Origin of the sequence: Plesiomonas sp. PI-19, from assembly GCF_021368255.1 — a bacterium.
GTDB classification, from domain to species: domain Bacteria; phylum Pseudomonadota; class Gammaproteobacteria; order Enterobacterales; family CAMTGL01; genus Plesiomonas; species Plesiomonas shigelloides.
On the sequence record NZ_JAJNMQ010000001.1, the window covers coordinates 3,201,931 to 3,228,843 of the forward strand.

The window sequence follows — 26,913 nt, forward strand, 5'->3', positions numbered from 1 at the left end:
TCCCGGTTAGTTAGTGGCGGGTGCCGGTGCCGCATTGGCCGGTGCACTGGTCACCGGAGCCGGTGCGGCATTGACGCCAGGCTGAGCCAGCAGGTTACGCACACGGGTTTGCAGCGCATCTTCAAGCAGCGGCTGGCTCTTGAGCGTGGTTGGCAAGTCCATGTAGATAGACTCTTGGCTCAAGGCTTCCAGCTCATTTAAGAACGCTTGGGTGCTGCTGTCTTGCATATCGAAGTAGGAGCGAACCCAGGTATCCACTTTTTCCAGTGACTGCTTATACAGCTCGTTCTGGTGCCGAGGAATAGCCATCGCGGCCATTTGCAGGCGCTGACGGATATTTTCCCGCAGGTAGTAATCCTGATTTGGTGCCAGCAGTGGCTCGACATTCCCATCGCGACGACGCACGGTGATGAAGTCGTTCACGAAACTGTCCCAGCTCTTCATCAGGTTGGATTTCCAGTCGTTAATCGAGCTGCTCAGAGTCAGATCTTCGGTCGCCCCTTCTGCCGGTGGCAGTTGGGTGTCGGCCAGCTTCAGGTTATCGACCTGATTGGCCAGACTGGTAATCTCGAGGATCAGACCGTCGGTGTCCACTTTGTTGATGCCGGCCAGGGCGCTGATGTCATCTTTCAATGCTTGGCGAATGGGCAGCAGGCTGGGGTCATTCATCTGCGCCAAGCTGAGATCGGCACTTTTCAGCAGGGCACCGGCGGAGGTGACATCTTGCTCCATCCACAGTTTGCGACCGGCGTTTTTGACCAGATAGTCAGCTTCGGCCAGCAGCCAGTCATTCGAGCGACGTCCGGCAACCTCGGTCAGCTGACGCTGCAGGGTGCGGATTTGCTCTTCTTGGGCCGCTTGGGTTTGGCGCGCCTTTTCCAAGGTTTGATTCATTTCGCTGCTCATCTCACCGGCCAGTTTTTTCTGGTTATCCAGAGCCTGAGTGAGGGCGCTGCTCAAGGTATCGACCTGTTGGCGCATCTGGGCCAGATCGCTCATCTGACTCTGATTTTGCTGGTGGCCGTGGTAGTACAAGCCGCCGCCGAGGGCAATCACCAGCGCAATGGCGATCGCGCCCAGCGTCTGACCCCCGCTGCGCGCAGGAGCGGCAGTGTCCGGCTTGGCCGGTGCGGGCTGAGTGACCGGCTGGGAAGCTGCTGTCTCTGGTACAGGGGTAGAGGAGGCTTGTTCATCCGCAGCGGGAGATGACTGGGGCTTTTGATCCGTCATTGAGATTCGTCCCGAGTTATTCAAATTGTTCAACTGCGGCAATCAGCGATCGGTTATCGGCGCGGTCGGAAATCACGATTTCCTGCCAGCCAAACTCCCGGGCCATTGCAGCAATACGTTTACTGACAACCACTAACCGGCAGGATGTCAGCCAGTGATGGGCAGTGTCAGGTACCAGTGCAACAAGTTGTTGCAGTATATCGCCGCTGGTGATCACCAGCAGATTTACATTGGCGCGCTGCCAGATATCGGTCTGTTGCGCGCCGCAATATTCCAAAGGAACGCGTTGATAGCATTCGCAAAAATTCACTTCGGCACCGCGCTCACGCAGCACCTGCGCCAATAACGGTCGACCGCCATTGCCGCGTAAAATCAGTACCTGCTGACCGCTCACGGTTTGCAGGGCAGGCAGCTGTAACAGCCCTTCGCTGGTCTCATCGCACGCCGGGAACAACACCGGTTGCCCACAGGCTTGTTGCAGATGCAGGGCGGTACTACGTCCGACCGCGGCATACTGCACGTGTGGCCAGCGGCCACCAATTTGCTCAACCGTTTGCTCAGCATAGCTGACCGCGTGCCCAGACGCAGCAATAATCCAATCACCAGGATTTAAGCGACTGAAATAGCCCGGCAGCAAGTTCAATTCACTGCCGGCGGCCAGTGTAAATAACGGTGCATGGATCGCCGCTCGTCCGGCGGCGGACAAGGCGGTGGTCAATTCGATGCCGGCCTGATCGGGCCGGGTGACTAAAATGGTCATGCCGCTGTGCTACTTCCGTTACTTCACTACATGGCCGTACACGGCAGACAAGATACTACCTGCACCGGCGTCCAGCAGTTGTTCTGCCAGTGCGCTGCCGAGCTGTTCGGCTTCCGTGCGCGGGCCGCAGATATCAGCTTGCAACAGGCGCGAGCCATCTGGCGCGCCAACCAGTGCGCGCAAATAGAGCTGATCGCCCGTCAGTTCGGCATAGCTGCCAATCGGCACCTGACAGCCACCTTGCAGGCGGTTGTTCATTGCCCGCTCGGCCACGACGCGATCAGCGGTGTCGGCGTGATTGAGTGGTGCTAACAGCGCGCGAACCCGCGCATCATCCAGTCGGCATTCGATGCCGATAGCTCCCTGACCGACCGCCGGCAGCGATTGCTGCACGCTCAAACGGGCGCGAATACGCGCTTCCAGCCCCAAGCGGCGCAGGCCTGCGGCGGCCAGAATGATGGCGTCATATTCGCCGTTATCCAGCTTACTCAAGCGGGTGCCGACATTGCCGCGCAGATCTTTGATGTGCAGATCCGGGCGCGCGGCGCGCAGCTGGCATTGGCGGCGTAAACTGGAGGTGCCGACGATGGCGCCCTGAGGCAGCGCATCCAGCGAGTCATAGTGATTGGATACCAGCGCATCGTGCGGATCATCGCGCTCGCAGATGCAGACCAAGCCTAAACCGTCTGGGAATTCGACCGGCACGTCTTTCATCGAATGCACGGCGATATCGGCGCGCTGTTCGAGCAGGGCCAATTCCAGCTCTTTGACAAACAGCCCCTTGCCACCGACTTTGGCCAGCGGGGTATCGAGGATCACATCCCCCTTAGTAACCATCGGCACCAGCGTTACCTCCAGATCTGGGTGCTGGGCACACAGTAACTGGCGAACATGCTCGGCCTGCCATAAGGCAAGCGGACTTTGACGGGTGGCGATGCGAATAAGCTGTTTGGACATGCTGTTAACCGTATGACGAAGATAGCTAATCCTACCACCGGGCGGTAGCAGGTGTCAGCGCATCGGATCGCACTCTGTGCGTTTGGCGGCGATATTCGGCGGCATAATTGTGAGAGCTATTGCGTTTTTCGTTATTTAATGTAAATAATTTGTGAACTTGATCTGGGTTTCACGACGGCCTGCTTTTTTCACTGTGGTGGTTGACGTGCAACAGGATTTCGTGGCTGGATTAACCTTGTTGTCTTTACGGTGACCGTTGAAAATGTTAAATTGATCACGTTTTCGACATCATCAAAAAGTAACAGCACAAGGCTTGGGTAAGACACGGATGTGCATGGTGTCGGTGGGTAGGTTACCGGGGCTCCGGTATTAATGTCAGGCAATGCGTATTGTACCTGTATATTGAGACACTCAAACGGCGAATGGATGCCATAAACCAGCTGCGCGTTGAACGTGCGTTGGCGGCGATGGGGCCTGCTTTTCATCAGGTCTACAGCCTGTTGCCCGTTTTGTTAAATTACAACCACCCGATGATGCCGGGCTACCTCGATGATGGGGTGCCGCATGGCGTCTGCCTGTTTACGCCTGATGAAATGCAACAGCAGTTCATCGACGACTGCTCCCGCGCTTGGGGGCAGCCACTCAGTGAGCCGCATCAAGGCGAGCTTCCGATCACCGCCATCTATTCGATGGGCAGTACCTCTTCCGTGGGTCAAAGTGCCGATTCCGATCTGGATATCTGGGTCTGTCACCAGTCGTGGCTGGATCGCGATGAGCGTCAGCGTCTGCTGGATAAATGCACTTTGCTCGAGCAATGGGCGCGCTCGCGTGGCGTGGACATCAGCTTCTTCCTGATTGATGAAAATCGCTTCCGTCACAACGAATACGACACCTTAAGTACCGAAAACTGCGGCTCGATGCAGCACCTGTTGCTGCTGGATGAGTTTTACCGCACCGCGGTGCGTTTAGCCGGTAAGCGGATTTTGTGGAATATGGTGCCGGTGGAGATGGAAGAGCAGTATGACGAGTATGTCTTGCTGCTGTACGCACAAGGGGCGCTCAACGCCAACGAGTGGTTGGACTTAGGCGGCCTAGGCAAATTGTCGGCGGCGGAATATTACGGCGCCAGCTTGTGGCAGCTGTACAAGAGTATCGACTCGCCGTACAAAGCGGTGTTGAAAAGCTTGCTGCTGGAAGCCTATTCCTGCGAATACCCCGAAACCGAATTACTGGCGTTGGAGATGAAGCGTTGTCTGCACTCCGGCGACATTATCAGCTGCGGTCTGGATGCTTACAGCATGATGCTGGGGCGGGTGACCCGTTACCTGACTTCGGTCGGTGACGAAACGCGTCTTGATCTGGCGCGCCGCTGTTTTTATCTCAAAGTGTGCGAGAAATTATCGCAGACTCCGACCGTGATCAGCTGGCGGCGTGAAGTGCTGCAAGGCTTAGTGGCCGAGTGGGGCTGGGATGCGGCCAAGATCCGTAAGCTAGATAACCGCGCGCACTGGAAAATCGAGCAGGTTCGCGAAGCGCACAATGAGCTGCTGGAAGCGTTGATGCAAAGCTATCGCAACCTGATCCGCTTTGCCCGTCGCCACAACCTCAGTGTCAGTGCCAGCCCTGAAGATATCGGGGTGCTGACCCGTAAACTGTATGCCGCATTCGAAGTGCTGCCGGGCAAGGTCACCTTGGTGAACCCGCAAATTTCGCCGGACTTATCCGAGCGTGACTTGACCTTTATTCAGGTACCGGATGGTCGCAGTAATGCCAAAGGCTGGTATCTGTATAACAAGGCGCCATTGCTGTTTGAAATTGCTGGTCGACCGAATCTGGAATACAACCGCTACCTGAGTAAGCTGGTGGCGTGGACCTATTTTAATGGTCTGCTGACGCCGCAAACCCGGCTGCATGTGCAGGGCGGCAGTGCCTGTGATACCGCCAAGCTGTGTCAGCTGGTGCAAGATATTCGCAGCCACTTCCCGATTAAGCGGCCGATGCCGAGCCAGAAAGAGCTGTATAGCCCGTGCGAAATTCGCCACCTCGGCATCATCATCAATCTGGAAGTCGATCCCACCGCTGATTTTAACAACACGGCGGTGCGTTTTGATTTTAGCCAAACCGATGTGTTCAGCTTCGGTCAGCAGCAGCAAAGCTTAGTCGGCAGCGTTGATCTGCTGTATCGCAATTCGTGGAACGAAGTGCGGACCCTGCATTTTCGTGGCGAAGAGTGCCTGCTGGATGCGATTAAAACCATCCTCGGCAAGATGCATCAGGATGCGGCCTTACCGGAAGCGGTCGAAGTGTTCTGCTACAGCCGTCATCTGCGGGCGATTATCCGCAACCGAGTCTCGCAGCTGGTGGCCGAGTGTATCGATCTGCGCTTGTCCAGTGAGCGCCAAGAGCCGAAACGCTTTAAATCGCTGCGCATTGCCGGTCAGACTTGGGGCTTATTCTTCGAGCGGCGTGGTGTCTCGGTGCAAAAGTTGGAAAATGGCGTCGATTTCTACGGCTGTATCTCCAACACCAAATTGCACGGCTTCCCGCTGATGCTGGGTAGCGAAGAGCCCAATTTGCCGCCGATTGTCGATGCTTACGCCAGCGAAGGGATCATTCAGTTCTTCTTCGAAGACAGCGAACGCGGTTTTAATATCTACATTCTGGATGAGTCTAACCGCATCGAGGTGTATCAGAACTGCGAAGGTAACAAAGATGAGCTGGTGCAGGATGTGAACCGCTTCTACGCGGCGTCGCATGACAAGCTGACATTCGGTGCCAGCATTATCAACTTCAACCTGCCGCAGTTTTATCTGATGGTGCAGCGCGATGGGATGACCCAGATAGAGCCGTATCGCAGCGGTGCGCCGCGTGATACGGCGGCCAATCAGGATACGACCTGGACGCCCGAGGCGCTGTTTCAGCACAGCCGCTCACAGGCGTAAGCGTGACGGCGGCTGATTGACCGTTACCGCATTATGCGCCATAGAGTCAGTGGCGCAGGCAACGTGGGTAACGGTCAATAACGCGCTTTAGCGCAGCTCCACCTCTTCCTCGGCCTGACGAGTGCAGGCGACCGACATAAAATCCCAGAACTCCGCACCACTGCGATCGCAGATCCACTCTTGGTCGACAAAGTTGAAATGGAAGCCGCCAAATTTGGTGGCGACCCAGATCTGATGCAGTGGCTGCTGGCGGTTGAGAATGATTTTGCTGTCGTTCTCAAAGGTCAGGGTCATCACCCCGCCTTGGGTGTCATAATCGATATCGGTATCGATCGCATCCAGTTTCTCTTCCAGCGCCAGCCAGATGGCGTCTGCGGCCTGATGAAATTCAGTGTCATTCATGGTGGCTATCCTATTGCTTTTCATGATCGAGCTGCGATTATAGAAGTCTTATTATCGTAAATAACAGGCAATCTCATGAAGAATTCTCTTTGCCGTGCATGGGCACTGGGTGTGGTACTGACGTTGGCGGGTTGTGGCGTAAAAGGTCCACTGTATATGCCAGCGCCAGAAAAGCCGGCGCCGACTGCGCCACAAGCGGCACCAGCCGCGGAAACCTCACCGGCAGCGTAATCGCCCACGCCGCATCGCGACGGACGCGAGGCGGCGTAGCATCCCAGCTCCCGGCAAGCAGAGCTTGATTGCACAACTCAAGGAAGGGCACGTTGGATCATTTTAACTATCAGGACGATCAGCAGTTATATGCTGAAGGCGTGGCACTGCCTGCATTGGCCGCGCAGTTTGGTACCCCGCTGTATGTCTATTCCCGCGCGACGCTGGAGCGTCACTGGCACGCCTTTGATACTGCAGTAGCCGGTCATCCACATCTGATTTGCTATGCGGTCAAAGCCAACTCCACCTTGGCTCTGCTCAATCTGCTGGCCCGCTTGGGCTCGGGGTTTGATATTGTGTCTCGTGGTGAGCTGGAGCGTGTATTAGCCGCTGGCGGTGCGCCAGACAAAGTGGTGTTTTCCGGAGTGGCGAAAAGCCGCAGCGATATCGAGCGCGCCTTGGAGGTCGGGATCCGCTGCTTTAACGTGGAGTCGGAAGCCGAATTACAGCGCCTCAATCAGATTGCCGGTGAACGCGGTTGCCGCGCGCCGGTCTCGTTACGGGTAAACCCCGATGTGGATGCCAAGACCCATCCATACATCTCCACCGGTCTGAAAGAGAATAAATTTGGCATCAGTCATCAAGACGCGCGGCGCATTTACCGTATCGCGCGCGATCTGCCGCACCTGCAGGTGGTGGGCATTGATTGCCATATCGGCTCGCAATTGACTGAATTAGCCCCGTTTTTGGACGCATTAGACCGTTTACTGCTGCTGATTGACGCATTAGCGGAAGATGGCATCCATTTACGCCATGTGGATGTCGGCGGCGGCCTTGGGGTGCGCTATGATAGCGAAACCCCGCCGCAACCGGCGGAGTATGCCGCGGCGCTGCTGGCCAAATTGGCCGGACGACCTGAGTTGGAGCTGGTGTTTGAGCCCGGTCGTGCGATTGTCGCCAATGCTGGGGTGATGCTGACACGGGTGGAATACCTGAAAGCCTCCGCCGATCGTCACTTTGCGATTGTGGATGCGGGGATGAACGACCTGTTGCGTCCGGCACTGTATCAGGCGTGGATGCAAATCCTGCCTGCCGATCGCGCCTTAGTACGCCCGAGCGCTTGCTACGATGTGGTGGGGCCGGTGTGCGAAACCAGTGATTTTCTCGGCAAGCAGCGAGAACTGGCCATCGCCCAAGGCGATCTGCTGGTAGTGCGCTCAGCTGGGGCCTACGGTTTTAGCATGAGCTCGAATTATAACTCTCGGCCACGGGCGGCTGAGGTGCTGGTTGACGGCACCGAATTTCACCTGATCCGAGAGCGAGAAACTTTAAGCGATTTATGGCGCGGGGAGCACCTGCTGCCGTGATAACGGAGAACCGCGTGCAATTTTCCAAGATGCATGGACTGGGCAACGACTTTATGGTTGTGGATGCGGTGACCCAGAACCTGTTTTTTTCACCGGAGCTGATCCGCAAATTGGCGGATCGCCATCGGGGGGTCGGCTTTGACCAGTTGCTGGTGGTCGAGCCGCCGTACGATCCGGATCTGGACTTTCACTACCGGATTTTCAATGCCGATGGCAGCGAAGTGGCGCAGTGCGGCAATGGCGCGCGCTGCTTTGCTGCGTTTGTGCGGCAAAAAGGGCTGACCAATAAGCGCGAAATTCGGGTCAGTACCCAAGTCGGCAAGATGATTTTGCAAGTGCAAGACGACGAGCAGATCACCGTCAACATGGGAGTGCCGGAGTTTGAACCGTCGCGCATCCCGCTGCGGGCGGTGAAAGAGGAAAAAACCTATATCCTGCGCGCCGGCGAGCAAACCGTGTTTTACGGCGCGGTGTCGATGGGCAATCCTCACTGTGTGTTGCAAGTGGAGAGTACCGATAGCGCGCCAGTGGAAACCTTAGGGCCGCTGCTGGAAAGTCATGAGCGTTTCCCTGAGCGGGTGAATGTCGGCTTTATGCAGGTGGTCAGCCGTGAGCATATCCGTTTGCGGGTATACGAGCGCGGCGCGGGGGAAACTCAGGCCTGCGGGAGTGGCGCTTGCGCGGCAGTGGCCGTTGGCATCATGCAAGGGCTGCTTGGCGAGTCGGTGCAAGTCGACCTACCGGGGGGCAGTCTGCAGATTCGCTGGCGCGGCGCCGGTCAGCCGTTGTACATGACGGGCCCAGCGACCCACGTTTTTGATGGATTTGTCACCCTGTAAGAGGGGCTGAGAGGGAGTAACTCCGGCATGAGTGATGCCAGTATCAGTGAGCGGCCGGTGGCCGAGGCGCCGGCGTTGACCGACCGTCAGGTAGCGGACTATTTACAGCGCCAGCCGCAGTTTTTTATCCGTCAGCCGACGCTACTGAACAGTTTGCAGATCCCGCATTACAGCCGCGGCGCGGTGTCGTTGGTGGAGTTGCAACTGCTGAGCTTGCGTCAGCAAGTCAGTGACTTACAACAGCAGCAGCGTGAGCTGTTGGCGCGTGCCGCGGAAAACGAACGTTTGTTTTTCAGTCTGTTACCACTGCAACGTCAGCTGTTACAGGCACCGACCTTGGCCGACGGACTGCAGGCGCTGCAGCAATGGAGCCGCGCGCAAGGCTTATTGGCCTGTGGTTTACGCCTCTTTAGTGACAGCTGGCAGCTAACCGCGCCGAGCACGGCTCATGAGCTGGCATTGAGTCAGCTGCAGTTTGAGCCGATCCGGGTGCAGCGCTTTGGCCAATGTTTCTTCCCGGGGGCCAGTTACTTGGGCCCCTTGAATGCCGTCGAGCAGCAACTGCTGTTACCGGATGTGGTGCGGGTGGGCTCGGTCGCCCTGCAGCGGTTGGGTGTCGAGCGCGAATGGGGGGTACTGGTGTTTGCCAGTCGCGATCCACAGCATTTCCAGCCCGGTATGGCTACCCACCTGTTACAGCAGGTGGCGACGATGGTGGAGCACGCGTTGCCTGCGTGGGTAGCGCTGCGCGCACCGAGTTAAACTGGCGCGTGAGGTATTCGCCTCACGTACCTGCCTGATAAACGGACATTCCTGATGCGAACCACGTTACCTTCTACTGCATCCTCTGCGGTGTCTACGACGCCGACCAATTTGTCGGTCGATGACAACCCACTGCATCCTTTGGCGCAGCAGTACTTGGACTTTTTACGCAATGAGCGCCAACTGAGCCCGAAAACGCTGGAAAGCTACCAACGCCAGTTAGGCGTGATCCAGCAACAGATGTTGGGCGTAGGGCTGCGTAGCTGGCCACAGTTGGATGCCGCATGGATCCGCCAGTTGGTGGCACGCGCTAAACGCGAAGGGCTTAAAGAGAGTGCGCAGGCGCTGCGATTGTCGGTGCTGCGCAGTTTTCTCGATTATTTGGTGCTGCACGGCGAGTTGGCGGCTAATCCGGCGCGTGGCATAGCGGCGCCGAAAAAGCCGAAACGATTACCGAAAAACATGGATGTGGATGAGGTCGGTCATCTGCTGACCGTCAACGACAGCGACCCGCTGGCGGTGCGCGATCGCGCCATCATGGAGCTGATGTACGGTGCTGGACTGCGTTTGTCGGAGCTGGTTGGTCTTAATTGCAACATGCTGGATCTGGCCGGTGGCGAGGTGCAGGTGTTGGGTAAAGGCAGCAAAGAGCGGCGGGTGCCGTTTGGCCGTACTGCATTAGCATGGTTAGAGCGCTGGTTGGCGCTGCGGCCAAGTTTTGCGCCGCACGATGAGGCTCTGTTTGTCTCACAGCGCGGCACGCGCATCAGTACTCGCAACGTGCAAAAACGGATGGCCGAATGGGGCATTAAGCAGGAAGTCAGCAGTCACGTGCATCCGCATAAACTGCGCCACTCCTTTGCCAGTCACTTGCTGGAGTCGAGCGGCGATTTGCGCGCGGTACAAGAGCTGCTCGGGCACGCCAATTTATCGACCACTCAGATCTATACCCACCTCGATTTTCAGCATCTGGCTAAGGTGTATGATGCGGCGCATCCACGCGCTAAACGTGAATCTGATTCATAACGCGGCGGCAATAGCCACGACCTCACTTGGCTAACTCACGAGGCTAACTGGGCGGCGGGCATTGCGGCAGCGTATTACGGGAGCATGATATGCAGTTTTTCCGTCCGCTGCGGCCGATTGCGGCCCTCAGCTTTGATCTTGACGACACCCTGTACGACAACGATCCGGTGATGCTCGCCTGCGAGCAGGATGCGGCGGCCGCGTTAGGGCGTCGCTATCCGCAGTTAGCGCACTTGAGCGCCGCCGATTGGGCGGCACGCCGCCATCTGCGCGCCCAACGCGAGCCGGCGTTGCAGCATGATATGACGGCGCTACGTGGGGCGACCATTGCCGCCGAGCTGGTGGCGCACGGCATGGCGGAAAGTGAGGCTGAACACGGCGCGCAGCAAGGGATGGCCGAATTTATCCGCTTGCGAAATCGCATTCGCGTACCGCAAGAAACCTTGCAAGTGTTGGCGGCGTTGGCTGAACGTTGGCCGCTGGTGGCCATTAGCAATGGCAATGCCGATCCGGCCTTGATTGGTCTGGCGCCGTACTTTCAGTTTTGTCTGCGCGCCGGCCCCGATGGGCGCGCCAAGCCCTATCCCGATATGTTCCAGCTGGCGGCGCAGCGTCTCGACATTCGTCCAGAAAGCTTGCTGCACGTTGGTGATCACCTGCAAACGGACGTGCAAGGGGCGATCCATGCCGGCGCACAAGCGTGCTGGTTGAACGATCATCAGCGGCAGCTGCGCAGCGACGATCACAGCCGCACCCTGCCGACCTTGGAAATCCGTCGGTTGGCCTCGCTGTGTGAGCTGTTATAATCCCTCATATTGTATAAAAACACAGTAGGTTTCCCGATGGATGTGTCCCTTCTGCTCGACGGCCTGAACGACAAACAGCGCGCCGTGGTTGCCGCGCCGCGCAGCAATTTGCTGGTACTGGCCGGTGCCGGCAGTGGTAAAACCCGCGTTCTGGTACACCGGATCGCTTGGTTGATGGCGGTAGAGCACAGCTCGCCGTACTCCATTTTGGCCGTGACCTTTACCAACAAGGCCGCCGCCGAGATGCGCCACCGGATTGAACAGCTGGTCGGCACCGCGCAAAACGGCATGTGGATTGGCACCTTCCACGGCATCGCGCACCGTCTGTTGCGCGCACACCATCTGGATGCCGGCTTACCGCAAGACTTCCAAATTCTCGACTCGGACGATCAACTGCGCTTACTGAAGCGCCTGATCAAAGCCATGAATCTGGATGAGAAGCATTGGCCGCCGCGTCAGGCTGCGTGGTACATCAACGGCAAGAAAGACGAGGGGCTGCGCCCTGCGCACATTGAAACCTACGGCAACCCAACCGAAGCGGTATGGCTGAAAATTTATCAGGCTTATCAGGAAACCTGTGATCGCGCCGGACTGGTCGACTTTGCCGAATTGCTGCTGCGCGCCCACGAATTGTGGCTGCACAAACCGGCGATTTTGCAGCATTATCGCAGCCGTTTTGCCAATATTTTGGTGGACGAGTTCCAAGATACCAACCGTATTCAATACGCGTGGATCCGCATGCTGGCCGGCGATGAGAGCAAAGTGATGATCGTGGGTGATGATGACCAGTCGATCTACGGCTGGCGCGGAGCGCGGGTCGAGAATATCCAGCAGTTCCTGCATGATTTTGCTGGCGCCGAGACGATCCGTCTGGAGCAGAACTATCGCTCCACCGGCAACATTCTGGCCGCCGCCAACGCCTTGATTGCCAATAACAGTGAGCGGATGGGCAAAAAGTTGTGGACCGATGGTCAAGGCGGCGAGCCGATTTCCCTGTACTGCGCGTTTAATGAGTTAGATGAAGCGCGGTTTGTGGTCGGGCGGATTAAAGCTTGGCAAGACAAAGGCGGCGCGCTCGGTGATTGCGCCATTTTGTACCGCAGCAACGCCCAATCGCGGGTGCTGGAAGAGGCGTTATTGCAAGCCAGTATGCCGTATCGTATTTATGGCGGGATGCGCTTTTTTGAACGCCAAGAGATCAAAGATGCGCTGGCCTATCTGCGCTTGATCGCCAACCGCAATGACGATGCGGCGTTTGAGCGGGTGATTAACACCCCAGCCCGTGGCATTGGCGATCGCACGCTGGATTTAGTGCGCCAAGCGGCGCGCGATCAGCAGCAGACCCTGTGGCAGGCGGCGGAATACCTGCAGCGCGAAAATGTGTTGGCCGGTCGCGCAGCTGGCGCATTGCTGCGCTTTACCGAGTTGATCCGCGCGCTGGAAAGCGAAACCTGGGAGATGGACTTACATCGCCAGACAGATCATGTGATCCGGCACTCCGGTCTGTGGCAGATGTACGAGCAGGAAAAAGGTGAAAAAGGTCAGGCGCGCATCGAAAACTTGGAAGAGTTGGTGACCGCCACCCGTCAGTTCGAAGTGCCAGAAGAGGCCGACGAGATGACGCCGCTGCAGGCCTTCTTGACCCATGCGGCGCTGGAAGCTGGCGAAGGTCAAGCCGATGCCTATGACGATGCGGTGCAGCTGATGACCCTGCACTCGGCCAAAGGCTTGGAGTTCTTGCAGGTCTTCATTGTGGGTATGGAAGAGGGCATGTTCCCGAGCCAAATGTCCGCCGAAGAGAGCGGGCGACTGGAAGAGGAGCGCCGTCTGGCCTATGTTGGCGTGACCCGCGCCATGCAAAAGCTGACCTTAACCTATGCCGAGTCGCGGCGAGTGTACGGCAAAGAGCAATATCACCGTCCATCGCGCTTTCTCAAAGAGCTGCCGGATGAGTGTGTGGAAGAGGTGCGCCTGCGCGCCACGGTGTCGCGTCCGGTTACGCAGACGCGCTTTAGTAGCGCGCCGGCGGCGATGCGCAGCAATGACAGCGGCTTTTCCCTTGGTCAGCGGGTGCAGCATGCCAAGTTTGGTGAAGGTACCATCATCAATACCGAAGGCAGCGGTGAGCATGCGCGGGTGCAAGTGGCCTTTAATGGCGCGGGCATCAAGTGGCTGGTGGTGGCGTTCGCCAATTTGAGTCCGCTCTAACGACTGCCTTTGTGGGCGGAATCCGCTACAACACTTCATTTGTTATAACACTTCGCAATGGTGCCCGGTCAGTGCCATTGCGAAGCCTGTCATCCGTGTGTCATGGTCGTCCGCCAAGCTGTGGTTTGGGGGTTGTAAACCGAGAGTGAGCCGGTGAGCATGTTGACAGCATGGCGCTATTTTTCGCCCTTAATGGCGGGATTTTACCCAGAAAGCGCAAAAAAACGGCTTATTTTACTCAACTGTCTGAGATAACGGCCATCCTGTACCGCTGAGCGGACAAAATTTATCCGTTACAGACCGGTTGCGCGGTTGACAGTCTTTTCCTGTCAGGCGTAACATTCGCGCACTATCATTTGAGAGGACACCGCCTTGGACACACCCAGTCGATGCTGGAATGAGATTTTTGCCCGTTAACCTGTCCTCTCCTGCGTGTGAGTTGACAGAGTTTGGCTGTCAGCAAGCACCGCGTCATCATTACCTGAAGTCCGCTGCATCTGATTAAATCTCATTGCACCAGTTTTGAATTGGTGGAAGCTGCGTGCTTCTGGCAGTGCTTCAAAGCGTTGTTCATATCGTAACCGCAAGGGGAGGTATGACACATGCTGAGCGCATTTAAACTTGACGATTGCCGTTTACAGCGTCTGGAATTGGACGAGCAGGATAAACTCACCTCAGCACTGTGGGTTGACTTGATCGAGCCAGACGAAGAAGAGCGGGATCGGGTACAACATGAGCTGGGACAAGGGTTGGCGACCCGTCCTGAGTTGGAAGACATTGAGGCCAGTGCGCGTTTCTTCGAAGACGAAGATGGCCTGCACATTCACTCCTTCTTCTATTACGAAGACAACGAAGACTATGCCAGCAACGCCACGGTGGCGTTTACCATCCGTGATGGGCGTTTGTTCACCTTGCGTGAGCGTGAGCTGCCGGCGTTTCGTTTGTATCGGATGCGGGCGCGGACTCAGCGTCTACAAGAAGGCAATGCCTACGAGCTGCTGCTGGACTTGTTCGAAACCAAAATCGAGCAGCTGGCCGATGTCATTGAGAACATTTATAGCGAGCTGGAGACCATCGGTAAGGTGATCTTGGAAGGCAAGCAGGGCGATGATTTCGATGAGGCGTTGTCTAATCTGGCGGAGCAAGAAGATGCCGGTTGGAAAGTGCGTTTGTGTCTGATGGATACTCAGCGCGCCTTGAGCTTTTTGGTGCGCAAAGCCCGTCTGCCAGCAAATGAGCTGGAGCAGGCGCGTGAGGTGCTGCGCGATATCGAATCTTTGCAGCCGCACAACGAATCGCTGTTCCAGAAAGTGAACTTCCTGATGGATGCGGCGATGGGTTTTATCAACATCGAACAAAACCGGATCATCAAGATCTTCTCGGTGGTCTCCGTGGTGTTCCTGCCGCCAACACTGGTGGCGTCCAGTTACGGGATGAACTTTGAGTTTATGCCTGAGCTACATTGGGAGCTCGGCTATCCGTATGCCTTAATCTTGATGATTTTGGCCGGTTTAGCGCCGTACCTGTACTTCAAACGCAAGGGCTGGTTATAACCAGCCCCGCGCTATTTTCCCGACTTTCCTCTTGATTTGGCCTACCGATTTGGCCTACCGATTCAGCTAGTCTTGCCTCTCTTCTCGGCAGTTAACGCGCTAGCGTAAAACCGCACAGCAGGCCTTGTTCAATCAGGGCCGGCAGCAGCTGGCTCGGATCCATCGCTTGCACTTGGCCTAAGGTGCCACCTTGCTCAAAGTGGGCCAGTAAGACAAAGGCAAAATCATCCAACGGCAACAGCGCCGCTTGTCCGTTACGTGGAACCACGGCCAACTGACACGGCTGCTCAAGCTCGAGCACACTGCCTTCTTGCGGGGCCAACACCTGCTGATACAACGCCAACACCGCAAAGTCGGACTGGATCAGGCTCATACCCGGCGTAGGCGTGAAGACCAGATCGGCGTACTCATCGGCGGATAACGCCTGCAACGCGGCCAAATCAAACGCAGGGCTCGGCGTGGCTTGCACCGCCTGCTCAATGGCCCACTCTAATTCGGCCAAGTCGGCCAGCCATGGGCTGTCTGCTTCTTGCTGTTGTAATAGCGCGATCAGCTGCGCCGCAGTGCTCGCGGCTGGTTCGGCCGTGAGGGCATGCGTCTGGCACAGCGCATCAAATTCAGGAACACCCAGCAGGGTGCGACAGGCAGGAAACAGGGTGCCCAGTTCGGTCATGGTTCTCTCAAAAATGTTCAGTTGATCGGAATATGCACCGGCGTGAATGGGGCGGCCGGTCACGGTAAAACAGGTCGGCAGCAAACTGGTTGCATCTGTGTCACAACGCTTTGTGACATCACAAAACAGACGCGGACTTACTGAAAAGTGCGTCGCTTATCCGCATGCTGTGCGCCGGTGGCCGCGTTCAGACGGCCGTAAGCAGAATAATAACCGAATTTATTGTCGTCGGGATGGATGTGATGATGAATATTGTTGACCGATTTATTGCCTATACCGAGATTAACACCACCACCAACCGTGAAAACGGTGCAGCGGGGATCATGCCGTCGTCCCCGAATCAGTTGGTGCTGGCCAAAAAGCTGGGCGCTGAGCTCGAAGCTCTGGGCTTGATTGATGTGGTAGTGCGCGATACCGCCATTGTGACTGCTACCTTACCGAGCAATGTGGCGTACCCATTGCCGACCGTGGCCTTCTTCGGTCACTTAGATACCAGCGCCGAGCTCAATACTGATACCCACGCGCAGGTGGTGAACTATCAAGGCGGCGATATCTGCCTCAATGCCGAGCTGGATATCCATTTGCGCCAATCGGAGTTTCCTGAGTTGGCCAACTACCAAGGTCAGGACATTATCGTCACCGACGGCACCAGTTTGCTAGGCGCCGATGATAAAGCGGCGTTAGCCGCGATTATGGATGCGTTGCAATTCTTGCAAGCCAACCCTGATATCCCACACGGGACGGTGAAAGTGGGCTTTGTGCCGGATGAAGAGCAGGGGCTGCGCGGCGCCAAAGCGTTTGATGTGGCCAATTTCGGCGCCGACTTTGCTTATACGCTGGATTGCTGCGGCATTGGCGAGCTGGTGTATGAGAACTGGAACGCCGGCGATGTGGAAATCGTGTTCACCGGTCAGTCGGCGCACCCGATGTCAGCCAAGGGCAAGTTGAAAAACTCCCTGCTGATGGCGCATAAATTTATCGCCATGCTGCCGGGCGGCGAAGCGCCGGAGTACACCGAAGGGCGTGAAGGTTACTACTGGGTCAAGACGATGCAGGGCAACAGCGCGCGCACCGTGCTGAAGATGGATGTGCGTGATTTCACGCAGCAAGGCTATGAGAAGCGCATGCAGTTTTTGCGTCAGCTGAGCGAAAGCTGTGAAGGATTGTGGGGCGAAGGCAGTGTGCAGTGCAAGCTGGCTGACCGTTACGCTAACGTTTTCAATAGCCTGCAGGGCGATTCCGCCTATCCGATTGAGATCGTGAAGCAAGCCTATCGCAATCAGGGTATCGAGCCGAAAGTGATCCCAATGCGCGGCGGCTATGATGGCGCCGTGTTGTCGCAAAATGGTCTGCCATGCCCGAATATCTTTACCGGCGCCCATAACTTCCACTCCATCTACGAATACCTGCCGGTGAACTCACTGCAAGCCGCTAGCCGCGTGGTGGCCGAAGTGGTGCAAGTGACCGCTCAGTGCTTTGCTCCGCAGGAGGCGTAATGTTTCAGATTATTCTGGCACTGCTGGTTATTCTGGTGGTCGCCCGTCTGATCCTGCGCGGTTATAAAGCGGAGCCAGTTTTGCTTTTGGCCGGGTTGCTGCTGATGGCAGCAACCCAGTTATTCGGCTGGGGTAAGATCTTACAGTCCTCCGTGCCATCAACCGGTATTGCGGCATTAGATGGATTTGAAGTCATCCGCGATCTGTTTAGCAGTCGGGCAGCGCAGTTAGGCATGATGATCATGGCGCTGATGGGCTTTGCCCATTATATGGATCACATTGGTGCCAATGCGGCCGTCGTGCGGGTTGCCACTAAGCCACTGAAAAACCTTCGTTCACCCTACGCACTGTTGTTTTGCTCATATCTGCTGGCCAGTGCGTTGCAATTGGCAATCCCTTCGGCAACAGGTCTGGCTGTGCTATTGATGGGCACGATGTTCCCGATCATGCTGGGGCTGGGGTTGTCGGCGGGCTCCGCGGCTGGCGTGATTGCAACTTCGTTGGCGGTGGCATATACGCCGACAGCGATTGATGCGATCCGAGGTGCGGCGGCGGTGCAGCAAGATGTGGTGCAGTATGTTCTGTTCAGTCAGGGGCCGGCGGCACTGGTCACCGTATTGCTGATGGGGATCGTGCATATTTTCTGGCAGCGTCATTGCGACCGTCAGGAAGGTTTTGTGCCGCAGCCCGCCGCTGTTTCTGAGGGTGAAAAACAAGGCGCGCCAGCGTTATATGCCTGTTTGCCAATGCTGCCGATTGTGATGGCTGTCGGCTCATCGCAGCTATTTGTGCAAGGGATCCGGTTGGATGTCACCACTATCGTGCTGATCAGTATGGCTATCTGTATGTTACTGGAGTTGATTCGGTTACGAGATGCCAAGCAGGTCTGTGCTGGATTTGATGTGTTCCTTAAAGGGATGGGGCAAGCCTTTACCGGCGTGGTTGGGCTATTGGTTGCTGCAGGTGTCTTTGCTCATGGAATTAAGGTGTGTGGTGCAATAGATGTGTTGATTGAATTGGCGCTGCATGTTGGTTTGCCGCCATTTGCCATGGCTGTGGTGTTTGCCATTGTGACGTTTGCCGCCGCAATGGTCATGGGCTCTGGTAATGCGCCTTTCTTGGCATTCGTTGAGTTGATCCCGCAAATTGCCAGCAGCATGGGTGCTAATGCGGTCAGCATGATCCTGCCTATGCAGCAGGCATCACATATGGGGCGCGCAGTATCACCGGTCTCCGGTGTCATTATTGCGGTTTCCAGTGCCGCGCATTTAACACCATTTGCGGTAGTTAAACGCACAATGGTTCCGGTTGTGGCGGGATTAGTGATCCATACCATTATTATTGGTGTGTTTTATTAATTGATTGCGCTAAGTGAATTCCCTCTGAAAAAGACCGGCATTGCCGGTCTTTTTATTGGCGCACCAAGTGCGTCGGTTTACGCTCCTGCTATCGTTAATTGACCAATTATTCCACTGAAACGCATTCTTGCCGTTTGCAACATCCTGCTGTGTTACCGTTTTACTACTGTTCATTTATCGTGCATGACGCCGTTTGCTATTTTGGTCGTCTCTTATTCAAGCGTTCTTGACTAGAGTTATTACGGGGCCGATGCGCACAAGGAGTTGCTGTATGTTATTTCCCGCATGGTTGCAGACGCTGGCTTGGTTTTGGCTGCTCAGTGCTTTGGTGAGCGCCGTCATTATTTATTGGGATATTCGACATCATCCGCAAGCAATGTCGATCATGGCGATTGCGTGGCCCATTAACGCCTTGTATTTCGGCTTATTGGGATTAATCGCCTATTTTTGGTTTGGTCGTGCCAATGCAGTTTCGAAGGGCGCGCATGCCATGGTGCATTCTCATACCATGCCGGGGATGACAAACGCGCCGGCGGGCGAACACACTGCGCACGATATGCACGATATGCACGATATGCACGATATGCACGATATGCACGATATGCACGATATGCACGATATGCACGATATGCACGATATGCACGATATGCACGATATGCATGGCATGATGATGATGCATCACGGCAAAGTGACTTGGAAAAACGTGTTTAAAACCAGCACCCACTGCGGCACTGGCTGTACGTTGGCCGATATTATCGGTGAAGTGTGGGTTCTGTGTGTGCCGGTAACCTTGTTTGGCAGCGCGATATTTGGCAGTTGGACACTGGATTTTTGCTTGGCATTACTGCTTGGCATTGCCTTTCAGTATCTGCCTGCCCGTCAGATGGGTATGGCCCCGGCGGCGGCGTTGAAAAACGCCATCAAGGCGGATGTGTTATCCCTGATCTGTTGGCAGATTGGGATGTATATCTGGATGGCGATTGTGCTGTTTGGTTTGTTTGCCCCCGATATGCCACGCCTCAGTGCGGTGTACTGGTTCATGATGCAAATTGCCATGGTGGCCGGCTTTTTTACCGCTTATCCGATGAACTGGTGGCTGGTGAAAAAAGGCATCAAACACGCTATGTAAGCGGTGTTTTTGCCTGATGAGGCGCGCTATACCCTTCCTACTTGAAGCTGCAGCGGTGTTGGCTACGTTTGTTCACCCCAATCACATAGTTTACCTATGTTCATGGGGATTCACTCACTTGCCGCCTGCCTGCAACTTCAAGTTGTTTGGGTATATATCCGCCTGCGATATTTAAGCGGTGGGCGAGAGATTTCCTGCATTTTTCCTGCGCTTTGCTGTGGGGCGATGTGGGAATTTTTTTATTTGCGATTCGGTGGATGCGCGGTTCGGTCAGAACAATGCTAGCTGAAAGTCAGTCTTAGATGCAGTGAGTGCTGTTGCGTATCAGTTGCGAATGGTTTGTAGTGGTTTGTTTATGTCTTATATTTCTTTACGATTTTAACCGTGATCACAACGTATTGTTTTGCGAAACAAATATATTTTTTCGCCTTGCTATAGCACCATTTAGCCAAACTTGCAGGATGTAGGGTGGTAGGCCTCATGTCGTATGAAATCAGGATGATTTTATTCCTTGGTATTTTTATTATCGCCAGTTTGTGTTTATTCGATGTGCTGGTGGATTATCTGTTAGTTAATTATCGCGGCGGCATTTTACGTGTCATGATGCGTTTGATGATGGATTCGCCGTTTAATTATTGGCCCGGCCAAGATGAGGAAATGCTGCAGGCGTTGTGTGAGCCGTTAAGCTAATTGGCTGGATAATGTGAGAGCGGCGAGCAGTGGTAGCGGACAGTAAAAGGCGGCCACCTGCGGTGGCCGCATCAGTAGATCTTGGCATTGCGCCTTAGCGCATGGTCACAAACTCTTCGGCTGCCGTTGGGTGAATCGCCACGGTATTGTCGAAATCGCGCTTGGTCGCGCCCATCTTCATGGCGACAGCAAAGCCTTGCAGGATTTCATCCATACCAAAGCCGATGCCGTGGATACCAACAATCTTCTGCTCGGCACCGACACACACCAGTTTCATCCGGCACGGCTGACGGTGCTGAGTGACCGCCGTGTACATGGCAGTAAAGGACGAGGTGTAGACCTTCACATTGGCTTCGCCATACTGTTCGATTGCCTGTGGCTCGGTTAAGCCCACTGTACCGATTGGTGGATGGCTGAACACCACGGTCGGCACGTTGTCGTAGTTCAAGTGCTCGTTCGGCTTGTTGTTGAACAGACGCTCAGACAGACGACGACCCGCTGCTACCGCAACCGGTGTCAGCTCGATGCGACCGGTATTATCCCCTACCGCATACACGCCCGGCACATTGGTGTTCTGGTACATATCAACGCGGATATAACCGCGATCGTCAAGCTCCACGCCGCTGGCATCCAGATTTAGACGATCGGTAGCCGGTTTACGGCCAATGGCCCAAATCAGGCAATCGACGTGCAGACTGCGGCCATCTTCCAGATGCAGCGTTAAGCTGCCATCTGTGTGTTTTTCTACGCGCTGTGGCACCGCTTGAGTGTGCAGCTCTGGGCCTTCAGTTTTAATCACTTCCAGCAGCGTATCGACCAACATCGGATCAAAGCTGCGCAGCGGGGCGTGCTTACGCACCACCAGATGAGTTTCCGCGCCGAGGGCATGCATCACGCCGGCAATCTCTACCGCGATGTAGCCTGCGCCAACCACGGCGACCCGTTTTGGCAGCTCGCGCAGGGCAAAGAAACCATCGGAATCAATCCCGTATTCGGCTCCGGGAATGGCAGGGCGGGTTGGATAGCCACCGGTAGCAATCAGGATGTGATCGGCAGTGATTTGCTCGCCGTTGACTTCCACGGTGTGGGCATCGACAAAACGGGCAAAGCCTTGGATCACGTCAACCTTGTTGTTGCCCAGAACCCGCTCGTAGGATTGATGAATGCGATCGATGTACGCTTCGCGGCTGGCGATCAGTTGCTGGAAGTCGAACTGTTTTACATCCACATCAAAGCCATAGTCTGCTGCGTAGCGGTGCATGGCTTCTGCAATCTGGGCGCCGTGCCACATCACTTTTTTCGGCACACAGCCGACATTCACGCAGGTACCGCCGAGGGCTTTCGCCTCAATCAGGGCACACTTCTTGCCGTACATTGCTGCTCGGTTGACCGAGGCGATCCCGCCGCTGCCACCGCCGATTGCCAGATAATCATAATGTTTGGTCATTGTTTGCCGTCCATTGTCAGGAGCCTTGCTCTAATGGATTGATTCTAGCGATAGAGGGCAGGCTCCGGCAAATTTCTGCATCGGGTTTTGTAGCCACTCCTGCAGTTCCTCAATCCGCATCGGGCGGGCAAACAAGAATCCCTGCAGGGTTTGCACCCCTTTTTGGCGCAGATACATGGCCTGCACCCCGCTTTCGACCCCTTCGGCAATCAAGGCGATCCCTAGGCGCTGCGCCAGCGCAATAATGCTGTCGAGCACCACGGTATCCATCCCTTGGGCATCAATGCTGGCGGTAAAGCGTTTATCGATTTTCAGGTAATCAGGGCGCAGTTGGTTTAAGTAACCCAGTGTGCAGTGGCCGGTGCCGAAATCATCCAGTGCTAGGTGCACATCCGGCAGCGCTTGTAACGCGTCGAGCTGGCGAATTTGGCTGGCATTGAAATGCAGCGGGCTGCGCTCGGTGATCTCCAAAATCAAGCGCGTTTGTGTCGGCAGCGCTTGGCGTAAGGTGCGGGTGTTATCCAGCAGCGCCGGCTCGTTGAAGTGATCGGGGGAGATATTCACGGAGACCCGAAAACCGGCGGGCAGGTTATCCAGCGGCAGTCGCTGCATGTCTTGGGCAATCAGCTGCATCAGGTGATGGGTCAGATGCGGCATCAGATGATGCTGCTCCAGCTGGCTGATAAAGGCATCCGGCGATTGGGTGATGCCGTGTGGTGTCCAGCGCAGCAAGGCTTCCACCCCGACGCAGCGACCACTTTGGCAGTCGATCAGCGGCTGATAATGCATGCGCAGTTTTTTCTGTCGGATCAGCGCGCGTAGATCGTGGCTGAAATGGTGGCGGTCACTGTACAGATGGAACACCAGCATAAACACACACAAGCCGAGTAACAGGGCAACGGAGACCGGCATCCCGCTCAGTAGCGGCACCAGCTGCCACCCTTCTGGGCCATACACGTTGAGGGTGACGTGATGGGCGCTGTCTTGCCAGCGGGCTTTTGGTGTGGCGAAGGTGGCGTCATCGGGCGCGATACTGCGCAAGGTCTGTGGATAGGGGTAGCTCACATCCATACTCAGACCGGTGATATACGGCAGCTGTGGACGCAACAGGATATGGGTGAGCGGGTAGATATCTTGCACGTACAGCACCCCTTGCTCGGCTTGGCTGCTGTGCGGCCACCAGTACACCAGCACTGGCGCGCTACCGGCCATTTCTTTGAGCAACATCGGCGTGCGTGGGTGTTGCAACAGTAAATCGAGGTACGGCTGTAACATGCGCGCTTCATCGGCGGTGGACGAGGAGCAGTGGATTTGGCCTTGCTGAACCAGTAAGTAGCTACGCGCACTGTGATCTTGGGTGGCCGCTTGTTGCAGCTGCGGTTGCACCTGTGCGCACGGGTAGTGGCTTAAGGTCAGTAACCGATTTTGCCAGTTACGGCTAAAGGGCTGCTGGGTTTCAAAATAATCGCGCAGTTGTTGAACCGCTTTCTGCTGTTGCTGTAAGGCTTGCTGGCGCAGTTGTTGGTAGCTGCTAAATAACGACAATAGCGCGCACACGATGCCCGCCACCAAGGCGATCCCGCCACGGTGCAAAAGATAACGCTGGCGCAATAAGCTGCAAGTTGCGGTGGTGCGTACTGGCACTGTGCTGCCTCATCCTTGATGGCCGTTGTGTGGGTCAGGTGATTGCTGACGTGGCCCAACTTCCTGTTGATGCTTTCACTGAGCGTCAGGTTCATGTGCGATGTGTAAAAACGCGGTTGGCTATACCCGAGTGACGCTATTTGATTTCACTATATCTGACTGCGCGCTGAAAACCTGCTTAGGTGGATGCTTGCAGTGTGAAATTGCGGCCAAGGTCTAAGATTGCCACGGGGGAATTTAGCGCAGATGACAAAACGCCGCCCAGTCAGGACGGCGCAGTGCACCGGAGTGCTTACTTACTCGTGACATTCCCCAAGGGGAAATGGGGAGCCGAGTTTATGCCAGCGCTTTTTCCGGCGTTTATTCAGGAACGACCCAAGTCACGCTGTGATGGCCAGTGCCTTCTGGCACCATCACCTCGGTCAGCCATGGCAGCAGCTCTTGCATCTGGCTTTCCAGCTTCCACGGTGGATTGATCACAATCATACCGGAGGCGGTCATGCCGCGCTGATCGGAGTCCGGACGCACGCCCAGCTCGATTTGCAGGATGCGGCGAATGCCGGTGGCTTCCAGATCGCGCAGCATGCGCTTGATGGTCTGACGCAGCACGACCGGATACCAGATGGCATAGGTACCGGTCGCAAAGCGCTTGTAGCCTTCGGTAATGGCGGTCACGACCTGCTGGTAGTCATCTTTAAGCTCGTACGGCGGGTCAATCAGCACTAAACCGCGACGCTCTTTCGGTGGCAGCTGAGATTTCAGCTGCTGGTAACCGTCACCGCGCTTGGTTGAGGCGCGTGGGTCTTCGCGAAACTCATGGCGCAGCAGAGGGAAATCGGTCGGATGCAGTTCGGTCAGCAGCAAGCGATCGTGATCGCGCAGCAGATGCTGAGCAATCAGCGGCGAGCCCGGATAATAAAACAGCTGCGGACCGCGGTTAACCGCTTTCACCGCCGACAGGTAAGGCTGCAGCAGCTCGGGAATATCATCGCGCTGCCAAATTCGGCCAATGCCTTCCAGATATTCACCGGTTTTCTCTGAATGGTCGCTTTTCAGGTAATAACGACCGGCACCGGAGTGGGTATCCAGATACACGAACGGCTTATCTTTTTGTTTCAGGGCGTCGATGATCAGCGCCTGAACGGTGTGCTTTAAAACGTCGGCGTGGTTGCCGGCATGAAAACTGTGTCGATAGCTGAGCATGGTGACCTCTCTCTTAGGTCGCATATTATGCCTGAGTGAGCATTGAATTTCGCCTGCAGGATCGCCATCTTAATAGAGATAATACATTTTAAGGATAACTGACCATGAGCAACCTGCAGTCTTCCAACCCACTGCTAAGCTTCACCGGATTACCACCGTTCTCACAAATCGAGCCACAGCACGTGCTGCCGGCGGTGGAGCAGGCCATTGCCGACTGCCGTGCCGAGGTTGAGCGCGTATTGGCGCAGGATACCCCGTACACGTGGGCGAACCTGTGTGAGCCATTGGCAGAGGTGAATGACCGCCTGAGCCGCTTGTGGTCACCGGTCGGTCACTTAAATGCAGTGAAAAACTCCCCCGAATTGCGTGAAGCTTATCAGCAGTGTTTGCCGCTGTTATCCGAATACGGCACTTGGATGGGCCAGCATGCCGGTTTGTATCAAGCCTACAAAGCGCTGCATGACAGTGAAGAGTTCAGCCGTCTGACTCCCGCCCAGCGCAAAGCGGTGGAAAACAGTTTGCGTGATTTTGAGCTGTCTGGCATCGGCTTGCCCGCCGAGCAGCAGCAACGCTACGGCGAGATCATGACTCGCCTGTCAGAGCTGTCGAACCAGTTTAGCAACAATGTGCTGGATGCCACCATGGGCTGGAGCAAGCTGGTCACTGACGTGAACGAACTGCAAGGGATGCCAGAGAGCGCGCTGCAAGCGGCGGCCGCCGCCGCGCAGGCCAAAGGCCAAGAGGGTTACCTGCTGACGCTGGATATCCCGAGCTACCTGCCGGTGCTGACCTATTGTGATAACCAAGCGCTGCGCCAAGAGCTGTATCAGGCCTATGCCACCCGCGCTTCCGATCAAGGCCCGAATGCCGGCCAGTGGGATAACTCGCCACTGATCGCTGAAATTCTGGCGCTGCGCTATGAGCTGGCCCAATTGCTGGGCTTTGCTACCTATGCCGATAAATCGCTGGCCACCAAAATGGCGGAAAACCCACAGCAAGTACTGGAGTTTTTGAACAATCTGGCCAACCGCGCTCGCCCACAAGGGGAAAAAGAGCTGGCGGAGCTGCGCGCGTTTGCCCGTGAGCAGTGTGGCGTCGATACGCTGGAAGTGTGGGATATCGCTTATTACAGCGAAAAACAAAAGCAGCACCTGTTTGCCATCAGCGATGAGGCGCTGCGTCCGTACTTCCCAGAAGATCGCGTGATCAGCGGCTTGTTCGAAGTGCTGCGTCGGGTGTTTGGTATCGAAGCACGCGAGCTGCCAGCGGGTAGTGTGGATGTGTGGGATCCGAGTGTCCGTTTCTTTGAGCTGATTGACGGCCAAGGCGAGCTGCGCGGTAGCTTCTATCTGGACTTGTACGCGCGTGAACACAAGCGCGGCGGGGCGTGGATGGATGATTGCATCGGCCGTAATCGTCGCCTCGATGGCAGTTTACAAAAACCGGTTGCCTACCTGACTTGTAACTTCAACAAACCGGTTGGCGATAAGCCGGCGCTGTTTACCCATGACGAAGTCACCACCTTGTTCCACGAATTTGGCCACGGCATTCACCATATGCTGACCGAAGTGGATACGGGCGCGGTGTCCGGTATCAACGGCGTGCCATGGGATGCAGTCGAGCTGCCAAGCCAGTTTATGGAGAACTGGTGCTGGGAAGCCGAAGCGCTGGCGTTCATCTCCGGTCACTATGAAAGCGGTGAACCACTGCCACAGGAAATGCTGTCCCAACTGCTGGCGGCGAAAAACTATCAGGCAGCGATGTTTGTTCTGCGTCAGCTGGAATTCGGGCTGTTCGATTTCCGTCTGCACCACGAATACTCTCCGGCCGAGGGCGCCAAGGTGCTGGAGATGCTGCACGATGTGAAAGCCAAAGTGGCGGTACTGCAAGCGCCAAGCTGGCAGCGGATGCCGCATAGCTTTAGCCACATCTTCGCCGGAGGCTATGCCGCGGGTTACTACAGCTACCTGTGGGCGGAAGTGCTGTCCGCTGATGCGTTTGCCCGCTTTGAGGAAGAGGGCATTTTCAACCCGCAAACCGGACAAGATTTCCTGCACTGCATTTTAGAGCGTGGCGGCTCGGAAGAGCCAATGGCGCTGTTTAAGCGTTTCCGTGGTCGCGCGCCACAGCTGGATGCCTTACTGCGTCATAAAGGCATTGCCGGTTAACGGCTGCGTTAACTCGCGTGTAGCGTGAAATACCGCGCGTGAG

At 56.0% G+C, this 26,913-nt stretch carries 22 protein-coding genes; 14 read left to right on the plus strand and 8 right to left on the minus strand.

The genetic code is table 11. From position 1 onward, the window contains the following. Positions 1 to 6: 6 nt before the first annotated feature. The 3 genes from hemX to hemC are packed head-to-tail and all read right to left on the minus strand — an operon-like array spanning position 7 to position 2,947. Positions 7 to 1,230: a uroporphyrinogen-III C-methyltransferase gene (gene hemX / locus LQ901_RS14210; protein ID WP_052242482.1), complete on the minus strand. Its 1,224-nt coding sequence runs from the start codon at positions 1,228 to 1,230 to the stop codon at positions 7 to 9. A 16-nt stretch (positions 1,231 to 1,246) separates the two neighbouring features. Continuing rightward, positions 1,247 to 1,990 (minus strand): uroporphyrinogen-III synthase, encoded by a 744-nt coding sequence (locus tag LQ901_RS14215; RefSeq protein ID WP_047708262.1) that lies wholly within the window; start codon positions 1,988 to 1,990, stop codon positions 1,247 to 1,249. An 18-nt stretch (positions 1,991 to 2,008) separates the two neighbouring features. Then, on the minus strand, positions 2,009 to 2,947 hold the full coding sequence (hemC, locus tag LQ901_RS14220) for a hydroxymethylbilane synthase (RefSeq protein WP_233672349.1): 939 nt from the start codon (positions 2,945 to 2,947) through the stop codon (positions 2,009 to 2,011). A gap of 389 nt (positions 2,948 to 3,336) precedes the next feature. Between hemC and LQ901_RS14225 the strand changes: the two genes are divergently transcribed. Further along, the gene (locus LQ901_RS14225) at positions 3,337 to 5,889 is read left to right on the plus strand and encodes a class I adenylate cyclase (protein WP_081632909.1); all 2,553 of its coding nucleotides are present in this window, start codon (positions 3,337 to 3,339) and stop codon (positions 5,887 to 5,889) included. Positions 5,890 to 5,976: 87 nt separating this feature from the next. Here LQ901_RS14225 and cyaY read toward each other — a convergent pair whose 3' ends face one another. Then, on the minus strand, positions 5,977 to 6,291 hold the full coding sequence (gene cyaY / locus LQ901_RS14230) for an iron donor protein CyaY (protein ID WP_152135690.1): 315 nt from the start codon (positions 6,289 to 6,291) through the stop codon (positions 5,977 to 5,979). A gap of 75 nt (positions 6,292 to 6,366) precedes the next feature. On the opposite strand from cyaY, the gene LQ901_RS14235 reads away from it, so the two are divergent. The 8 genes from LQ901_RS14235 (at position 6,367) to corA (ending at position 15,062) form a co-directional block, all read left to right on the plus strand. Beyond that, positions 6,367 to 6,522: a lipoprotein gene (locus tag LQ901_RS14235; protein WP_152135689.1), complete on the plus strand. Its 156-nt coding sequence runs from the start codon at positions 6,367 to 6,369 to the stop codon at positions 6,520 to 6,522. A gap of 92 nt (positions 6,523 to 6,614) precedes the next feature. After that, complete coding sequence (gene lysA, locus LQ901_RS14240) at positions 6,615 to 7,868, plus strand: diaminopimelate decarboxylase (protein WP_064978330.1); 1,254 nt, start codon at positions 6,615 to 6,617, stop codon at positions 7,866 to 7,868. A 14-nt stretch (positions 7,869 to 7,882) separates the two neighbouring features. Beyond that, positions 7,883 to 8,707 (plus strand): diaminopimelate epimerase, encoded by an 825-nt coding sequence (dapF, locus tag LQ901_RS14245; protein ID WP_039046787.1) that lies wholly within the window; start codon positions 7,883 to 7,885, stop codon positions 8,705 to 8,707. Between the two features lie 27 nt (positions 8,708 to 8,734). Then, entirely contained in the window at positions 8,735 to 9,469 is a 735-nt protein-coding gene (locus LQ901_RS14250; protein ID WP_064978328.1) for a DUF484 family protein, read from the plus strand. Positions 9,470 to 9,580: 111 nt separating this feature from the next. Then, a complete protein-coding gene (xerC, locus tag LQ901_RS14255) occupies positions 9,581 to 10,495 on the plus strand; it encodes a tyrosine recombinase XerC (RefSeq protein ID WP_084977792.1) in 915 nt (304 codons plus the stop codon). Between the two features lie 89 nt (positions 10,496 to 10,584). Then, the gene (yigB, locus tag LQ901_RS14260; protein WP_233672350.1) at positions 10,585 to 11,301 is read left to right on the plus strand and encodes a 5-amino-6-(5-phospho-D-ribitylamino)uracil phosphatase YigB; all 717 of its coding nucleotides are present in this window, start codon (positions 10,585 to 10,587) and stop codon (positions 11,299 to 11,301) included. 36 nt (positions 11,302 to 11,337) lie between these two features. Further along, positions 11,338 to 13,509: a DNA helicase II gene (gene uvrD, locus LQ901_RS14265; protein ID WP_233672351.1), complete on the plus strand. Its 2,172-nt coding sequence runs from the start codon at positions 11,338 to 11,340 to the stop codon at positions 13,507 to 13,509. A 602-nt stretch (positions 13,510 to 14,111) separates the two neighbouring features. Further along, a complete protein-coding gene (gene corA, locus LQ901_RS14270; RefSeq protein WP_010864982.1) occupies positions 14,112 to 15,062 on the plus strand; it encodes a magnesium/cobalt transporter CorA in 951 nt (316 codons plus the stop codon). A 91-nt stretch (positions 15,063 to 15,153) separates the two neighbouring features. Here the strand turns inward: corA and LQ901_RS14275 are convergent, their stop codons facing one another. Further along, complete coding sequence (locus LQ901_RS14275; RefSeq protein ID WP_156669273.1) at positions 15,154 to 15,735, minus strand: hypothetical protein; 582 nt, start codon at positions 15,733 to 15,735, stop codon at positions 15,154 to 15,156. Positions 15,736 to 15,980: 245 nt separating this feature from the next. On the opposite strand from LQ901_RS14275, the gene pepT reads away from it, so the two are divergent. From pepT to LQ901_RS14295, 4 genes are all read left to right on the plus strand, one after another. Beyond that, entirely contained in the window at positions 15,981 to 17,231 is a 1,251-nt protein-coding gene (gene pepT / locus LQ901_RS14280; RefSeq protein WP_152136705.1) for a peptidase T, read from the plus strand. Beyond that, positions 17,231 to 18,589 carry a C4-dicarboxylate transporter DcuC gene (dcuC, locus tag LQ901_RS14285; RefSeq protein WP_064978324.1) on the plus strand — a complete coding sequence of 453 codons (1,359 nt, stop codon included), beginning with the start codon at positions 17,231 to 17,233 and terminating at the stop codon, positions 18,587 to 18,589. The genes pepT and dcuC overlap by 1 nt, the downstream gene beginning before the upstream one ends. Before the next feature lie 271 nt (positions 18,590 to 18,860). After that, the gene (locus tag LQ901_RS14290; protein ID WP_233672352.1) at positions 18,861 to 19,718 is read left to right on the plus strand and encodes a DUF4396 domain-containing protein; all 858 of its coding nucleotides are present in this window, start codon (positions 18,861 to 18,863) and stop codon (positions 19,716 to 19,718) included. A 498-nt stretch (positions 19,719 to 20,216) separates the two neighbouring features. Further along, positions 20,217 to 20,408: a hypothetical protein gene (locus LQ901_RS14295; RefSeq protein WP_039046110.1), complete on the plus strand. Its 192-nt coding sequence runs from the start codon at positions 20,217 to 20,219 to the stop codon at positions 20,406 to 20,408. Positions 20,409 to 20,502: 94 nt separating this feature from the next. On the opposite strand, the gene gorA is transcribed toward LQ901_RS14295, so the two are convergent. The 3 genes from gorA to LQ901_RS14310 all read right to left on the minus strand — a co-directional run bounded on the left by gorA (position 20,503) and on the right by LQ901_RS14310 (position 24,702). Next, entirely contained in the window at positions 20,503 to 21,855 is a 1,353-nt protein-coding gene (gene gorA, locus LQ901_RS14300; protein WP_064978322.1) for a glutathione-disulfide reductase, read from the minus strand. 30 nt (positions 21,856 to 21,885) lie between these two features. Beyond that, positions 21,886 to 23,499: an EAL domain-containing protein gene (locus LQ901_RS14305; RefSeq protein WP_152118085.1), complete on the minus strand. Its 1,614-nt coding sequence runs from the start codon at positions 23,497 to 23,499 to the stop codon at positions 21,886 to 21,888. A gap of 360 nt (positions 23,500 to 23,859) precedes the next feature. Continuing rightward, on the minus strand, positions 23,860 to 24,702 hold the full coding sequence (locus tag LQ901_RS14310; RefSeq protein WP_010864973.1) for a 23S rRNA (adenine(2030)-N(6))-methyltransferase RlmJ: 843 nt from the start codon (positions 24,700 to 24,702) through the stop codon (positions 23,860 to 23,862). 104 nt (positions 24,703 to 24,806) lie between these two features. Here LQ901_RS14310 and prlC point away from each other — a divergent pair, with 104 nt between their 5' ends. Continuing rightward, positions 24,807 to 26,870, plus strand: coding sequence for an oligopeptidase A (gene prlC, locus LQ901_RS14315; protein WP_047706603.1), 2,064 nt, complete (start codon positions 24,807 to 24,809; stop codon positions 26,868 to 26,870). Positions 26,871 to 26,913: the final 43 nt, after the last annotated feature.

What these genes read in the sequence shown, in the direction of transcription:
- corA (WP_010864982.1), top strand. Translation starts at nt 14,112, where the DNA reads ATGCTGAGCGCATTTAAACTTGACGATTGCCGTTTACAGCGTCTGGAA.
- hemX (WP_052242482.1), bottom strand. Translation starts at nt 1,230, where the DNA reads ATGACGGATCAAAAGCCCCAGTCATCTCCCGCTGCGGATGAACAAGCC.
- LQ901_RS14235 (WP_152135689.1), top strand. Translation starts at nt 6,367, where the DNA reads ATGAAGAATTCTCTTTGCCGTGCATGGGCACTGGGTGTGGTACTGACG.
- LQ901_RS14310 (WP_010864973.1), bottom strand. Translation starts at nt 24,702, where the DNA reads ATGCTCAGCTATCGACACAGTTTTCATGCCGGCAACCACGCCGACGTT.
- hemC (WP_233672349.1), bottom strand. Translation starts at nt 2,947, where the DNA reads ATGTCCAAACAGCTTATTCGCATCGCCACCCGTCAAAGTCCGCTTGCC.
- LQ901_RS14215 (WP_047708262.1), bottom strand. Translation starts at nt 1,990, where the DNA reads ATGACCATTTTAGTCACCCGGCCCGATCAGGCCGGCATCGAATTGACC.
- pepT (WP_152136705.1), top strand. Translation starts at nt 15,981, where the DNA reads ATGAATATTGTTGACCGATTTATTGCCTATACCGAGATTAACACCACC.
- yigB (WP_233672350.1), top strand. Translation starts at nt 10,585, where the DNA reads ATGCAGTTTTTCCGTCCGCTGCGGCCGATTGCGGCCCTCAGCTTTGAT.
- cyaY (WP_152135690.1), bottom strand. Translation starts at nt 6,291, where the DNA reads ATGAATGACACTGAATTTCATCAGGCCGCAGACGCCATCTGGCTGGCG.
- LQ901_RS14275 (WP_156669273.1), bottom strand. Translation starts at nt 15,735, where the DNA reads ATGACCGAACTGGGCACCCTGTTTCCTGCCTGTCGCACCCTGCTGGGT.
- dcuC (WP_064978324.1), top strand. Translation starts at nt 17,231, where the DNA reads ATGTTTCAGATTATTCTGGCACTGCTGGTTATTCTGGTGGTCGCCCGT.
- prlC (WP_047706603.1), top strand. Translation starts at nt 24,807, where the DNA reads ATGAGCAACCTGCAGTCTTCCAACCCACTGCTAAGCTTCACCGGATTA.
- uvrD (WP_233672351.1), top strand. Translation starts at nt 11,338, where the DNA reads ATGGATGTGTCCCTTCTGCTCGACGGCCTGAACGACAAACAGCGCGCC.
- LQ901_RS14250 (WP_064978328.1), top strand. Translation starts at nt 8,735, where the DNA reads ATGAGTGATGCCAGTATCAGTGAGCGGCCGGTGGCCGAGGCGCCGGCG.
- LQ901_RS14290 (WP_233672352.1), top strand. Translation starts at nt 18,861, where the DNA reads ATGTTATTTCCCGCATGGTTGCAGACGCTGGCTTGGTTTTGGCTGCTC.
- gorA (WP_064978322.1), bottom strand. Translation starts at nt 21,855, where the DNA reads ATGACCAAACATTATGATTATCTGGCAATCGGCGGTGGCAGCGGCGGG.
- LQ901_RS14295 (WP_039046110.1), top strand. Translation starts at nt 20,217, where the DNA reads ATGATTTTATTCCTTGGTATTTTTATTATCGCCAGTTTGTGTTTATTC.